Origin of the sequence: Morococcus cerebrosus, assembly GCF_022749515.1 — a bacterium.
Classification (GTDB): domain Bacteria; phylum Pseudomonadota; class Gammaproteobacteria; order Burkholderiales; family Neisseriaceae; genus Neisseria; species Neisseria cerebrosa.
In genome coordinates this window covers 693,113-706,135 of the sequence record NZ_CP094242.1, presented here as the reverse complement: position 1 = coordinate 706,135, position 13,023 = coordinate 693,113, and the positions used below count along the sequence as shown (strand labels likewise).

At 52.7% G+C, this 13,023-nt stretch carries 14 protein-coding genes; 6 read left to right on the top strand and 8 right to left on the bottom strand.

Going from position 1 to position 13,023, the window contains the following annotated elements:
• Positions 1-100 precede the first annotated feature (100 nt).
• Complete coding sequence (locus tag MON37_RS03250) at positions 101-886, bottom strand: inositol monophosphatase family protein (RefSeq protein WP_003767904.1); 786 nt, start codon at positions 884-886, stop codon at positions 101-103.
• Between the two features lie 183 nt (positions 887-1,069).
• Between MON37_RS03250 and MON37_RS03245 the strand changes: the two genes are divergently transcribed.
• Together MON37_RS03245 and MON37_RS03240 are read left to right on the top strand one after the other, a co-directional pair.
• Positions 1,070-1,885, top strand: a complete 816-nt coding sequence (locus MON37_RS03245) for an RNA methyltransferase (protein ID WP_039408372.1) — start codon at positions 1,070-1,072, stop codon at positions 1,883-1,885.
• A gap of 69 nt (positions 1,886-1,954) precedes the next feature.
• A complete protein-coding gene (locus MON37_RS03240; protein WP_039408371.1) occupies positions 1,955-2,806 on the top strand; it encodes a DUF1853 family protein in 852 nt (283 codons plus the stop codon).
• Between the two features lie 253 nt (positions 2,807-3,059).
• Here MON37_RS03240 and MON37_RS03235 read toward each other — a convergent pair whose 3' ends face one another.
• Entirely contained in the window at positions 3,060-3,854 is a 795-nt protein-coding gene (locus MON37_RS03235; RefSeq protein WP_039408370.1) for a factor H-binding protein, read from the bottom strand.
• A 222-nt stretch (positions 3,855-4,076) separates the two neighbouring features.
• Here MON37_RS03235 and MON37_RS03230 point away from each other — a divergent pair, with 222 nt between their 5' ends.
• Together MON37_RS03230 and MON37_RS03225 are read left to right on the top strand one after the other, a co-directional pair.
• Positions 4,077-5,084 carry an IS5 family transposase gene (locus tag MON37_RS03230; protein WP_242883637.1) on the top strand — a complete coding sequence of 336 codons (1,008 nt, stop codon included), beginning with the start codon at positions 4,077-4,079 and terminating at the stop codon, positions 5,082-5,084.
• A 344-nt stretch (positions 5,085-5,428) separates the two neighbouring features.
• On the top strand, positions 5,429-6,382 hold the full coding sequence (locus MON37_RS03225; protein WP_039410719.1) for an L-lactate dehydrogenase: 954 nt from the start codon (positions 5,429-5,431) through the stop codon (positions 6,380-6,382).
• 83 nt (positions 6,383-6,465) lie between these two features.
• On the opposite strand, the gene rlmB is transcribed toward MON37_RS03225, so the two are convergent.
• The 3 genes from rlmB to MON37_RS03210 form a co-directional block, all read right to left on the bottom strand.
• Positions 6,466-7,215 (bottom strand): 23S rRNA (guanosine(2251)-2'-O)-methyltransferase RlmB, encoded by a 750-nt coding sequence (gene rlmB, locus MON37_RS03220; RefSeq protein ID WP_039410715.1) that lies wholly within the window; start codon positions 7,213-7,215, stop codon positions 6,466-6,468.
• Positions 7,216-7,306: 91 nt separating this feature from the next.
• Positions 7,307-7,615 carry an AzlD family protein gene (locus MON37_RS03215; RefSeq protein ID WP_003757495.1) on the bottom strand — a complete coding sequence of 103 codons (309 nt, stop codon included), beginning with the start codon at positions 7,613-7,615 and terminating at the stop codon, positions 7,307-7,309.
• A complete protein-coding gene (locus MON37_RS03210; protein WP_039410712.1) occupies positions 7,612-8,322 on the bottom strand; it encodes an AzlC family ABC transporter permease in 711 nt (236 codons plus the stop codon). The genes MON37_RS03215 and MON37_RS03210 overlap by 4 nt, the downstream gene beginning before the upstream one ends.
• 347 nt (positions 8,323-8,669) lie before the next feature.
• On the opposite strand from MON37_RS03210, the gene dapA reads away from it, so the two are divergent.
• Together dapA and bamC are read left to right on the top strand one after the other, a co-directional pair.
• Complete coding sequence (gene dapA, locus MON37_RS03205) at positions 8,670-9,551, top strand: 4-hydroxy-tetrahydrodipicolinate synthase (RefSeq protein ID WP_039410710.1); 882 nt, start codon at positions 8,670-8,672, stop codon at positions 9,549-9,551.
• A 72-nt stretch (positions 9,552-9,623) separates the two neighbouring features.
• Positions 9,624-10,751, top strand: a complete 1,128-nt coding sequence (gene bamC, locus MON37_RS03200; RefSeq protein ID WP_039410707.1) for an outer membrane protein assembly factor BamC — start codon at positions 9,624-9,626, stop codon at positions 10,749-10,751.
• A gap of 224 nt (positions 10,752-10,975) precedes the next feature.
• Here bamC and MON37_RS03195 read toward each other — a convergent pair whose 3' ends face one another.
• The 3 genes from MON37_RS03195 to MON37_RS03185 are packed head-to-tail and all read right to left on the bottom strand — an operon-like array spanning position 10,976 to position 12,797.
• Positions 10,976-12,298 carry an MFS transporter gene (locus MON37_RS03195; RefSeq protein ID WP_039410704.1) on the bottom strand — a complete coding sequence of 441 codons (1,323 nt, stop codon included), beginning with the start codon at positions 12,296-12,298 and terminating at the stop codon, positions 10,976-10,978.
• The gene (gene ccoS / locus MON37_RS03190; protein ID WP_003744897.1) at positions 12,295-12,492 is read right to left on the bottom strand and encodes a cbb3-type cytochrome oxidase assembly protein CcoS; all 198 of its coding nucleotides are present in this window, start codon (positions 12,490-12,492) and stop codon (positions 12,295-12,297) included. The genes MON37_RS03195 and ccoS overlap by 4 nt, the downstream gene beginning before the upstream one ends.
• Positions 12,492-12,797: an HLGFF motif protein gene (locus MON37_RS03185; protein WP_039410701.1), complete on the bottom strand. Its 306-nt coding sequence runs from the start codon at positions 12,795-12,797 to the stop codon at positions 12,492-12,494. Before MON37_RS03185 ends, ccoS begins: the two co-directional genes overlap by 1 nt.
• Positions 12,798-13,023: the final 226 nt, after the last annotated feature.

Sequence of the window (13,023 nt, the reverse complement as noted above, 5' to 3'; positions counted from 1 at the left end):
TATCTGCTCCTGAAAGTAACATGGATGATATTCCTACTATTGCTAAATCACGACACCGTATTAAAAACGAGCAAAAGGTCGTCTGAAAACGACCTCCTGTTTACAGATGTCCGCCAATGATTTGCAACATTTGCGCCAGCACTTTCGGATTGGCTGCCACAATATCGCCGCTTTCCAGCCAGCCTTCATTGCCGGACATATCGGTAACGATACCGCCCGCCTCCTGCACAATCAGCGCGCCTGCGGCAATATCCCAAGGTTTGAGGTTGAACTCGAAGAAACCGTCCAAACGGCCGGCTGCCACGGCACACAAATCCAACGAAGCCGCGCCTTCTCTGCGCCCCCCAGCCGTTTTTGCCAAAAAGTCTTTTAAAATAGCCAGATACTTGTCCATCATGCTTTGATCGACAACAGGAAAGCCAGTACCGATCAAACAGCGGTTCAATTCAATGCGGGAAGAAACACGGATACGGCGGTCGTTGAGCAACGCGCCTTTGCCGCGCGAAGCCATGTAAACATCGTTACGTTCAGGTGCGTACACCAAAGCTTCCTGCAACACGCCTTTGTGCAGCAGTGCCATAGAAATCGCATATTGGGGATGGCCGTGTAAGAAGTTGGTCGTGCCGTCGAGCGGATCGATAATCCATTCGTATTCCGCAGAGGCTTTGCCGTGAGAACCGCCTTCTTCGCAAGTGATTTTGTGATGCGGATAGGCTTCTTTAAGCGCTTCCACCAAAATCATTTCAGAATTGCGGTCAACGTCGGAAACGAAATCGTTGAATGCCTTGCTGTCAACTTTGACGGCATCCAGATTGCCGCTTGCGCGGATCATCATCTGCCCGGCTTTACGGGCGGCTTTGAAAGCGGTATTTAAAAACGGATTCATGGGTTTTCTTTCTAAATCAGGTAAAATACCGTCCGGCGCATCTGCACCGGACGCAACGTTTGTACGTTTCCGACGTTGTTAAAGAACATTTCAGACGACCTCTCAAGCCCAAAGGCGAAAGGTCGTCTGAAAACAAAAAGATGGCACATTATACCCGATTCCCGAACAAACCGAAAACAAAACATGACTTCAGCCAAGCCCGAATTGCCCGACTATCTCGGCAACATCCGCATCATCCTCACCCGCACCAGCCATCCCGCCAATATCGGCTCCGCCGCCCGCGCCATGAAAACTATGGGGCTGCACAACCTCACCATTGTCGCCCCGAATTTGATGTCCACACCGATGACCGGGCAACCGCCCATTTTCAACCCCGAAAACCCGCAAGATTTCCAACTGCCGGAGGAAAGTTTCATCCTCGCTTCCGGCGCGGCAGACGTATTGCACAACGCCGTGATTGCCGCCACGCTCGACGAAGCCCTCGCCGACACCACGCTCGCCTGCGCCCTTACCAGCCGCCGCCGCGAAATCACCGCGCCGCTGCAAACCCCGCGCGAACTGGTTCCCGAATTATTGCAGGCGGCACAACGCGGAGAACAAGTTGCCCTCGTCTTCGGCAACGAAACCTTCGGCTTGAGCATCGAAGAAGTGCAGGCATGCAACCGTCTGATGACCATCAACGGCAACCCTGACTATTTCTCGCTCAACCTCGCCCAGGCGGTGCAAGTTGTGTGTTACGAAATCTTCAGCCAGACCAATATGCCCATGACCCACCTGCAACAGGAAGACCACGCCGCCACCCACGAACAAATCAAAGGCATGGTCGCCCACATGGAAAGCGTCATGGACGATATCGGCTTTTTCAACCGCCGCAACAGCGAACGCCTGATGCGACGTATGCAAAGCCTGTTCGGCCGCGCTAACACGCAAACCGAAGACATCGACATCCTGCGCGGCTTTTTCAATACCGTCAGCCATCGCTTGAAGAAGAAAGACTGAAAAGGTCGTCTGAAAACCTTCAATCAAGTTTTCAGACGATCTCAGCCAAACTATCAACCAGATACAGCCATGAACTACGCCCTAGATGCCCTATGGTGGAAACTCACCACCCCGACCGTCCGCGACCTCGCCGCCCTGCTGACCGCTCCGCCGCTTTGGCAAAGCGGCTGTGAACTGAGCGTGCGCGAACTGTTGGGCGAACGCGGCTTCCGCTATCTTTTGGATTTGGACGGTAATCCCGCCCCGCTCAACGACTATCTCGCCGAACACGCCCCCTTCGGCAACCGACTCGGCATCTACGCCGAACGCCTGCTCGCATTTTGGTTCACCCACGCGCCGCATACCGAATTGCACGCCTATAACCTGCCCGTGTTTTCAGACGACCTCACGCAAGGCGCCGCCGATTTCATCGCCTCCATCAACGGCAAACCCTACCACATCGAACTGACCTGCAAATATTACGGCAGCGACAGCGGCAAATCCGCAGAGATGCGTGGACTCAATGCCAAAGACACCCTCGCCGCCAAAGCCGCCAAACTGCCCCGTCAACTCGCCCTGCTTCAATCCCCCGAAGGCAGCGAAACCCTGCGGCAAAACCGCCTCCCCGACGCGCCACAACCCGCCTCAATCATACGCGGCATCGGCTTTTTCCCCGTCGGCGCAGATTCCGCCGAAGCCCCGTTAAACCCATACTGCTGGCGCGGCGTCTTTATCCGAGACTGGTCGGCATATCCAACCACAGAGGACGCACACTACCACCTCATCGACCGCATGGCATACCTTGCCCCCGCCCGTGTCGCCGAGGCGCAAACCCTGTCCGACCGAGACGTCCGCCAAATCGAAAGCGGCTTAATCGCCAAACTCGAATTGCGCCCCGACGGCTTTTGGCATGAAATCGAACGCATCATGAAAGTTGCTTGAGTCCAAAGCATCCACACCTACAAACCATATAGCAAACATACTTAACTTTAAATACAACATATCATCAAATTCCGTCATTCCCGCCCCCGCCTACGCGAGGGCGGGAATGACGATACCCGGTAAGTTGCGTATCGCAAATAAAGTAATTTAGCTATATTTTCCAAATTGCCGATACAAAAAGGTCGTCTGAAACCTTTTATCTAAAATAAAGGTTTCAGACGACCTTATCCGTCAGGCTGAGGATTGTCCCGCCCTACTCTTTCTTACCGGCCAAACCGATTTCCTGAGTTTTACCCCCGTCGTTGATTTTAGCCTTACCGGCAATTTCTTCGGCTTTACTACCGAAAAGCTTCAGCTCGTAACTGCCTTTTTCCACACCGTCCTTCATGGCTTTGCCGCTCAAGCCTGAGCCGTTGCCCATGGCTTGGATGTCGGTTTTCGCCAATTCGACGTTATAGCCGCTATGCATTCCGCTGATGCTTCCGCTACCTTGTTTCTTCTCAAAATCAACCGTATAAGATAAACGCCCGCTGCGGTCGTCGCCGTTGAACGCGATACCTTTGTAGTTTATTTGCCCCAATTTAGGCAGATTACCGAAAGCAATGTCCTGCCCCTGAATTTCGTTAACATGAAAATCGAATGCCTCGGAACGCGCCCCATCTGCCGGATTGGTTTTCTGCTTTGCCAAAGTGGCGGCAACGATGGAATGGTTTTGTTTATACACCAAGAAATCACCGCGCTCCAATTCGATAAGTTGTCCGTTTACATTGATTTTTTTCACATAGTCAAAATCGGAAACACGGTCGTTTTTCAGATAACCCGTATCCAAAACCCCTCCTTTTTTCAGGGTTTGGGTTTTACCGCCCCTGTCGGTCAACTCCAGTACGCCGCCGTCGGGAACAGATTCGGAAACAGTCAGTTGCTTCCAATCTTTTGCATTAGGATCAAACGGCTTGGTCAGTCCGTCCGCCAAACTGCTGCCAGCGCTGCTGCAAGCGGACAAAATGCAGGTGGCAGCCAAAACCGCCAATAAAGATTTCGCTTTCATTCGTTTCCTTTCATTATCATGATTCATGACTAGTGTGCTTCCGTATTTCGGCGGCAATGTCTGCAAACAAAATCCGTCCAAATCTTCGGATACACTCCGTAAGTTATAATATAACGGTTTTATGATGATATTCATGACTTAAATCAAAATAAATATACTGAGACCTTTGCAAAATTCCCCAAAATCCCCTAAATTCCCATCAAGACATTTAGGGGATTTCCCATGAGCACCTTCTTCCGGCAAACCGCACAAGCCATGATCGCCAAACACATCGACCGCTTCCCATTATTGAAGTTGGATCAGGTGATTGATTGGCAACCGATCGAACAATACCTGAATCGTCAAAGAGCCCGTTACCTTCGAGACCACCGCGGCCGTCCCGCCTATCCACTGTTGTCCATGTTCAAAGCCGTCCTGCTCGGACAATGGCACAGCCTCTCCGATCCCGAACTCGAACACAGTCTCATCACCCGCATCGATTTCAACCTATTTTGCCGTTTTGACGAACTGAGCATCCCCGATTACAGCACCTTATGCCGCTACCGCAACTGGCTGGCGCAAGACGACACCCTGTCCGAATTGCTGGAACTGATTAACCGCCAACTGACCGAAAAAAACCTAAAAGTAGAGAAAGCATCCGCCGCCGTCATTGACGCCACCATTATTCAGACCGCCGGCAGCAAACAGCGTCAGGCCATAGAAGTCGACGAGGAAGGACAAGTCAGCGGCCAAACCACACCGAGTAAGGACAAAGATGCCCGTTGGACAAAGAAAAACGGCCTCTACAAACTCGGTTACAAACAACATACCCGTACCGATGAGGAAGGCTATATCGAGAAACTGCACATCACTCCTGCCAATACCCATGAGTGCAACCATCTGTCCCCTTTGTTGGAAGGCATTGCCGAAGGTACGACCGTCTATGCCGACAAAGGCTACGACAGCAAGGAAAACCGGCAACATCTGAAAGAGCATCAGTTGTTAGACGGCATTATGCGCAAAGCCTGCCGCAACCGTCCGCTGACGGAAGCGCAAACCAAACGCAACCGATATTTGTCGAAGACCCGTTATGTGGTCGAACAAAGCTTCGGTACGCTGCACCGTAAATTCCGCTACGCCCGGGCAGCCTATTTTGGTCTGCTCAAAGTGAGTGCGCAAAGCCATCTGAAGGCGATGTGTTTGAACCTGTTGAAAGCGGCCAACAGGCTAAGTGTGCCTGTTGCAGCCTAAAAGGCGGCCCGGATGCCTGATTATCGGGTATCCGGGGAGGATTAAGGGGGTATTTGGGTAGAATTAAGGAGTGATTGGGGGCGGAAACAGCCGAAAACAGCCGAAAACCTGTGTTTGGGGTTTCGGTTGTCGGGGGAAAAGGAATTTTGCAAAGGTCTCATACTGCATTATATCAATCCTCTTCCCTAATTTTCCTGCCATTGATTCCGCCCTGACCGGTAAACGGCTTATGTGTTTATTTTCCCATTACAATCCGCTACAAAGCAAACAGGTCGTCTGAAATTTGACGCCACCCTGCCTTGGTGTTATTAATAATTCCTATTCACAAACAAACAGGAACAAACATGAAAAAAGTTGGTAATAAAGTAGTCGTTGTGGGCTTGGGCGCGGTCGGTGTCAGCTATGCCTATTCCATGCTCAACCAAGCCTTGTGTGACGACATGGTTTTAATCGACATCAACCGCACGCGCGCGGAAGGCGAAGCGCGCGACTTCCGCCACGGAATGCCTTATGCCGCCTCGCCCGCGCGTATTTACGTCGGCGATTACGATGATTGTTCGGATGCGGACATCGTGTGTATTTGCGCGGGCGCGGCGCAGGCTCCCGGCGAAACCCGTTTGGACTTAATCGACAAAAACCTGCGCATCTTCCGCGACATCGTTTCGAAAGTCATGGCTTCCGGTTTTGACGGCATCTTCTTGGTTGCCTCCAATCCCGTGGACGTACTGTCTTATGCCGTCCTGCGCTTTTCAGGCCTGCCCAAAGAGCGTGTTATCGGCTCGGGCACTATCCTTGATTCCGCCCGTTTCCGCGTTTGTCTCGGCAACGAATTCGACGTCGCGCCTTGGAGCGTCGATGCCATGATGATCGGCGAACACGGCGACAGCATCATTGCGCTTTGGAGCACCGCCAACATCGCCGGTATGTCGGTTCAGAAGATGTTGGAACAATCAGAAGACGGGCAGGAGCGTATGGACAAAATCTATAACAACGTGCGCAATGCCGCCTACGAAGTCATCGCCGCCAAAGGCTCGACCAGCCACGGCATCGGTATGGGCTTGAGCCGTATCTCCAACGCCATCCTGCACAATCAAGGCGTCGTGCTGCCTGTTTCCACCTTGCTTGAAGGCGAGTTCGGACAAAACGGCGTGTATATCGGCGTACCGACCGTCGTCAACCGCCAAGGCGCGGTCCGCATCATCGACCTGCAACTTTCAGACGACGAAGCCGAACGCTTCGCCCGCTCGGCGGAGCTGTTGAAAAGCTATCAACGCAAAGTCGATGAAATGGTCGGGTAAATAGAATAGCCTCTAAGTAAAACGTCGTCTGAAAACCGGAAATTTGGTTTTCAGACGACGTTTTCCGTTCACAAACCTAAGTCCTATTTTTCTGCTTTCAACACTCTTTGCCGGCGCGTTTCGCTCAACACCATGCCCGTGCTGACGGAGACGTTCATGCTTTCGACCGTGCCGAACATGGGTATCGACACCAGCATGTCGCAATGTTCGCGCGTCAGGCGGCGCATGCCTTCGCCTTCGTTGCCCATCACCCATGCCGCGCTGTCGGGCAGGTCGCAATGGTAGAGGTCGGCGTCGCCGCCCATGTCGGTGCCGATGATCCAGATGCCGTATTCTTTCAGCTCGCGCAGGGTGCGGGCGAGGTTGGTTACGGTGATGTAGGGGACAGTTTCCGCCGCGCCGCAGGCGACTTTGCTGACGGTGGCGTTCAGCCCCGCGCTTTTGTCTTTCGGCGCGATGACGGCGTGTACGCCCATTGCGTCGGCGGTACGCAGGCACGCGCCGAGGTTGTGCGGGTCGGTGATGCTGTCGAGTATCAGTAATAGCGGCGGTTCACTCAGGTTTTCCAATACGTCTTCGAGGTGAACGTGGTTTTTGGAGGCGTCGATAAACCCGACCACGCCCTGATGCCGCGCGCCTTTGCTAATAGCGTTGAGGCGGTCGGCATCGGCGAAGTGTACGCGCACGTTTTCGTTTGCCGCTTTTTCCAACACATCGCGCGTGCGGGCATCGTTTTTGCCTTCTTGGACGTAGAGTTCGGTAATCGATTTCGGGTTTTGCCACAGGCGGGCGTTGACGGCGTGGAAGCCGTAGATGAGTCTTTGGTTTGCCATGATTTTGCTTTATAAAAAATTTCAGACGACATTATAACAAGATAAGGTCGTCTGAAAGCAGGTGTAACCGGTTTCACTCAAACGCAGCCGCCTACCGCATCAAATACCCCAACAACCCCGAACTGCCCACGCCGATCAACACGGTAACCAACATGGAAAACCTGCTTGCGGCAAGCACGGTCAGCGCAATGGCAATCAACTCGTGCGGTTTATTGGAAACGAAATACGGGGCAATGACCGAAATCAACACGCAACCCGGCGCGGCTTCCATCACGATTTGTGCGCGGCGGCTTAAAGTCCGGTTGCGCAAGGCGAAAAAACCGATAAGGCGGGTGGAATACGTTACCGCCAGCATACTGGCAAACAGCAGGAACGACTGCCAAGAGAGCAAATCCTTCATTCCTTCTCTCCCCAAAGATAGGCGGCAAGCAGGCCGGAAATCGCGCCCATCGGCACATACCAATGCCCGTCCACCGACAAATAAGTCCCGCCCGCCACAATCAGGCTGACAAACCAAGGGCGTGCCGCCTTAAAGCTTTTCCACATACCGCGCAGCAGCACCAAAAACACAGCGGGAAACGCCATGCCGAAACCCCATGCCGCGACATCGCCGAACATCGGCCCGACCGCCGCGCCAAACGCCGCAAAGCCAATCCAAGTGGTGTAGAGGATGAAACACACGCCCGCATAAAACGGCATATTGAATGCCGGCAGCCCCATCGCCTTGCGCTTTTGGATTTCCGCAAACGCCAGCGCCCAACTTTCGTCGCACATAAAAAACAGCGCGGGCATGGCTTTTTTCAGCGGCATATCCCGCATATAAGGCGCGATTGCCGCCCCCATCAAAATATGGCGCGAATTAATCATGAAGGTAACGGTAGCGATGATCAGTATCGGCAGCGGGTTTACCCACAAGTTGACCGCTGCAAATTCCGAGCCGCCGGCAAAGTTCATGCCCGTCATCAGCAGCATTTCCAGCCAACTCATCCCTTTCTGTCCGCCTTGTACGCCAAGTATCAGCGCCCACGGCAAAAGCCCGATAAGCATGGGCGAACATTCTTTGATGCCGCGTAAAAATTCGGATTGCGGGGAATTTGGGTGTGTCATTTTGGTGAGAAATTTAAATAGAGTGTGAAGATGAAAAAATGAGGGAAGGTATTATACACAGTCGGACAAACTTAAAAAGGTCGTCTGAAACGGACTTCGATAAAGCAAAAATCATCGCCGCAAGACTTTAACACTTTTTAATCCTTGACAGGCATTTCACTATGAAAATATGCTAAATTTTTGATTAAAAACATCATTATTCATTAAGATAAACATTACGTTCAGCTTCGCACGGCTACCGTCCGGTCAAGATGTTTCACACAAACAACAAAGTAAGCTACAATTCCAAGCATTTCCTTCCCTTTAGAAGCAAACCCTCTTCCGCCCTACAAATAAAAGGTTTCCTTATGTTACAAGGCAGTTTGGTTGCCCTGATTACCCCCATGAATCAAGACGGCAGCATCCATTACGAACAACTCCGCGATTTGATCGACTGGCATATCGAAAACGGTACCGACGGCATCGTCGCCGTCGGCACGACAGGCGAATCCGCCACCCTCTCCGTCGAAGAGCATTTAAGCGTAATCGAAGAAACGGTCAAACACGTCAACAAGCGCGTTCCCGTTATCGCCGGCACCGGCGCCAACAACACCCTTGAAGCCATCGCGCTCTCCCGCGCCGCCGAAAAAGCCGGTGCAGACTACACCCTCTCCGTCGTCCCCTATTACAACAAGCCCTCCCAAGAAGGCATTTACCAACATTTCAAAACCATCGCCGAATCCACCTCGATTCCGATGATTATCTACAATGTACCCGGCCGCACCGTCGTCAGCATGACCAACGACACCATCCTGCGCCTTGCCAAAATCCCGAACATCGTCGGCGTCAAAGAAGCCAGCGGCAACATCGGCAGCAATCTCGAATTAATCAAACACGCGCCCGAAGGTTTCACCATCCTTTCCGGCGATGACCCCACCGGCCTGCCCTTCATGCTCTGCGGCGGGAAAGGCGTTGTGACCGTTGCCGCCAATGTCGCCCCCAAACTCTTCGCCGATATGTGCCGCGCCGCCCTTGCAGGCGATATTGCGACCGCTCGTCAATTAAATGACCGCCTGATTCCGATTTATAACACTATGTTCTGCGAACCAAGCCCTGCCGCGCCCAAATGGGGCATCTCCGCATTGGGCAAATGCGACCCTTATGTCCGCCTGCCGCTCGTCCCCCTGACCGAAGCCGGACAGGCAAAAGTCCGCGCCGCATTGCAAGAATCCGGACAACTCACCGCATAAACCGCAAAGGTCGTCTGAAAACCGTTTTCAGACGACCTGCCGTTAACCCATCACATCCCACAGGAAACCAATATGACCTATATGAAACCTGTCGTCGTAGCAATCGCCCTGATCAGCATGACTGCCTGTTCGGGCAACAAAAAAGACCTGCCTAAGCTGGACTACCAAACCCAGACACGCAAAATCGTCAAATTAGAAGTACCGCCTGATTTGAACAACCCCGATCAAGGCAACCTCTATCAAATACCCGCAGGCAGCGGCGCCGTCCGCGCCAGCGACCTGAGCCGCCGCACATCGGCAACGCAACAAGCCGCGAATTCCGAAGTCCTCAAATCCGTCAAAGGTGTCCGCTTGGAACGCGACGGGAACCAACGCTGGGTTGAAGTTCAAGGCAAATCCCCAGCCGAGATTTGGCCTTTACTGAAAGCATTCTGGCAAGAAAACGGTTTCGACATCAAATCCGAAGAACCCGGTATCGGTCAAATGGAAACCGAGTGGGCTGAAAACCGCGCGAAAATTCCGCAAGACGGCCTGCGCCGCCTCTTGGACAAAGTCGGCTTAGGCGGCATCTATTCCACCAGCGAGCGCGATAAATTCATCATCCGCATCGAACAAGGCAGAAACGGCACAACCGACGTCTTTTTCGCCCACAAAGGCATGAAAGAAGTTTACGCAGACAAAAACAAAGACACGACCACTTGGCAGCCTGCCGCCAACGATCCAAATCTTGAAGCTGCCTTTCTCGCACGCTTCATGCAATACTTGGGCGTCGATCAGCAACAAGCCGAAAATGCGCTGTCCCAAAGCGTCGCCAAACGCAGCGGCAACGAATTGGCGCGAATCGACGGCAACACCCTGCTCGTCTCCGGCGACTACGGCCGCAACTGGCGCCGTACCGCGCTCGCCCTCGACCGCATCGGCTTGAATGTCTTGGGTCAAAACATCGAACGCCACGCTTTCTTGGTTCAACAGGCACCTAACGAGAGCGAAGCCGTTTCCACGAAAAAACCGGGCTTCTTCGGCCGTATGCTGGGCAAAGGCAAAAAAGTTGAGAAACCGGCCGCCTACCCCGAGATCATCGTATTCGTCGAACCTGTTAACGGCGGTTCGCGAATCCGCCTTCTCAACAAAGACGGCAGCGCATACAACGGCAGCGATGCCTCTACGCTCATCAGCCGTCTGCATACCGAATTGCGCTAACCCGCTTTTCAAAACCTCCTGTCCGCAGGAGGTTTTTTGGCGCTTATCAAAAGCGACAAGCAAAATACAGTCATTCCCAAAATAGACCTGTCAATTTATGATTCAAGTATAAAATGAAGACATCAGATTGATTTTAAGGACGATTGACGCTTAAACATCAGCTAAGCGAAAGGTCGTCTGAAAATGGGATTCCCGTTTTCAGACGACCTTTTTTAAGCTTAGGCTTACCGTTTGCCGATATTGTGAAATATCTTGCCCATATCGTTTAAGAAACGGGGTTCGCGCTGTATCAGGTAAACAATCAAGGGGATATTACCGATGGCGACGATCAGGTAAAGCAGGGAAATGCTGTCGAACAGCATCAAGAGTACCGCGCTTAAAATGGCAGCCGATACCATGAACACGCCATTGATGATGTTGTTGGCGGCGACGGCGTGGGCGCGGAAGGATTCGCTGCTGGCGGTTTGCAGCCAAGTGTAGAGCGGGACGGAGAAGAAGCCGCCGAAGAAGCCGATCAGCGTCATGACGAGCATGACGGGATACGCCATGCCTTGCGACAGGAACCAGGTGATGCCGTTGAGTTCGGTAAAGCGTTGCCCTTGGGTCAGCCATACCAAAATCAAGCCGAATACGGTCAAACCGGTCGTGCCGACGGTTACCAAGCCCAAGAGCAGGCGTTCGTGGCTGAGTTTGGCGCATAACACCGAGCCGGCGGCGATGCCGATGGAGAATAGGGCGAGCATGAGGTTGAAGACGTTGTCGTTGCCGCCCAAATGGATTTGCGTGAAAGTCGGCAGTTGGGTGGTGTACACCGAGCCGATAAACCAAAACCATGATATGCCGATGATGGAAGTGAAGACGGAATCATATTGCGCGGTTTCGCGTAGGAGCGCGTGCGTACCTTTGACGATGTTCCATTCGATTTTGGTGTTGGGGGCTTTGGCGGGGACGTTAGGCATGAAGAAGCTGGTCAACGTGCCGCCGATGGCGACGAGCAATACTAAGATGCCGACGACGGAGGGCGGCAAGCCTGCGACGGACGTGCCTAAAATCTGACCGAACAAAATGGCGATGAACGTTCCCGATTCGATCAGGCTGTTGCCCATAATCAGCTCTTTGTCGTTGAGGTAATCGGGCAGGATGGCGTATTTCAGCGGGCCGAACAACGTCGATTGCGCGCCCATGCAAAACAGGCAGATCAAGAGTAGCGGGGCGGACTGGATATAGAAGCCGAACGCCGCCACCGCCATAATGACGATTTCCAATACTTTGATCCATCGCGCCAAGACGGCTTTGTCGAATTTGGTGCTCAGTTGTCCCGACAGCGCGGAAAACAGGAAATACGGCAGGATAAACAGCAACGCGCCCAAGTTCAGCATTTGGCTGGCGGGCAGGAAGTTGTTTTTGCCCAAACCGTAGAAGCTGATCATCACAAACAGCGCGGTTTTGAACATATTGTCGTTGAATGCGCCCAGAAACTGCGTGCCGAATAATGGGGCGAAACGGCGGCTGGTCGGGAAATTCAGATTGTCTTTTTTGAGGCTCATTTTTCGGATTCTTGTTCTTCTTTTTCTATTTCGTTTTCAAGCAGCTTGTCGGTGGAATCGTCGTCCATCAGAATGCGGTGTGCCGGACCTTCGAGGTCGTCAAACTGTCCGTTTTTGCCCGACCACCAGAAAAAATAGCCGATGGCAAACGCCAAAATAATGCTGATGGGCACTAAGATAAACATACTTTCCATCACATCGCTCCGGTCAAATCGGTTAAGACAAAAGTCTGTCCCGATACGGTCAGATATTCGTTGCGCAGCGAGCCGACGGGGGCGTCTTCGAAAAACAGCTCGATACGGTCTTTCACGACGCGCCAATATTGCGGAATCTCGGTTTGCCCGAAAGGCGCCAAAACCTCCGCCACCGCGCCTTCTTCACTTTGCAGCTTGACGGCGAAACGCCCGCTCTGCGGCTGCGTTTCGGATTCATCATCCGGCAGCATGATGAAAAAGCCCACATGGGCGCCTTGTTGCGTATGGATACTGAAATAGTGCATATCAAAGAATCTTAAAAGGCTGCCGCTGTTTTCAGACGACATAGTGAATACAAAAACTTTCTAAATGTAACAGTTTGACACGCCCCTGCAAAGGGCTTTACGCCCCCGCGTTCGACAGGTCGTCTGAAAACAAACCGTTTCCCTTTAAACATCAATATCTTCCTTTATCGCTTTCCGCCTGCTCCAAGTCAAGCATTAAGCCAAGCAGCCGCCCCCGTTTTTTGCT

Coding starts and splice junctions, on each gene's coding strand:
- MON37_RS03245 (WP_039408372.1), top strand. CDS start 1,070: ATGACTTCAGCCAAGCCCGAATTGCCCGACTATCTCGGCAACATCCGC.
- MON37_RS03195 (WP_039410704.1), bottom strand. CDS start 12,298: ATGAGCCTCAAAAAAGACAATCTGAATTTCCCGACCAGCCGCCGTTTC.
- MON37_RS03240 (WP_039408371.1), top strand. CDS start 1,955: ATGAACTACGCCCTAGATGCCCTATGGTGGAAACTCACCACCCCGACC.
- dapA (WP_039410710.1), top strand. CDS start 8,670: ATGTTACAAGGCAGTTTGGTTGCCCTGATTACCCCCATGAATCAAGAC.
- MON37_RS03210 (WP_039410712.1), bottom strand. CDS start 8,322: ATGACACACCCAAATTCCCCGCAATCCGAATTTTTACGCGGCATCAAA.
- bamC (WP_039410707.1), top strand. CDS start 9,624: ATGACCTATATGAAACCTGTCGTCGTAGCAATCGCCCTGATCAGCATG.
- MON37_RS03250 (WP_003767904.1), bottom strand. CDS start 886: ATGAATCCGTTTTTAAATACCGCTTTCAAAGCCGCCCGTAAAGCCGGG.
- rlmB (WP_039410715.1), bottom strand. CDS start 7,215: ATGGCAAACCAAAGACTCATCTACGGCTTCCACGCCGTCAACGCCCGC.
- MON37_RS03225 (WP_039410719.1), top strand. CDS start 5,429: ATGAAAAAAGTTGGTAATAAAGTAGTCGTTGTGGGCTTGGGCGCGGTC.
- MON37_RS03230 (WP_242883637.1), top strand. CDS start 4,077: ATGAGCACCTTCTTCCGGCAAACCGCACAAGCCATGATCGCCAAACAC.
- ccoS (WP_003744897.1), bottom strand. CDS start 12,492: ATGGAAAGTATGTTTATCTTAGTGCCCATCAGCATTATTTTGGCGTTT.
- MON37_RS03235 (WP_039408370.1), bottom strand. CDS start 3,854: ATGAAAGCGAAATCTTTATTGGCGGTTTTGGCTGCCACCTGCATTTTG.
- MON37_RS03215 (WP_003757495.1), bottom strand. CDS start 7,615: ATGAAGGATTTGCTCTCTTGGCAGTCGTTCCTGCTGTTTGCCAGTATG.
- MON37_RS03185 (WP_039410701.1), bottom strand. CDS start 12,797: ATGCACTATTTCAGTATCCATACGCAACAAGGCGCCCATGTGGGCTTT.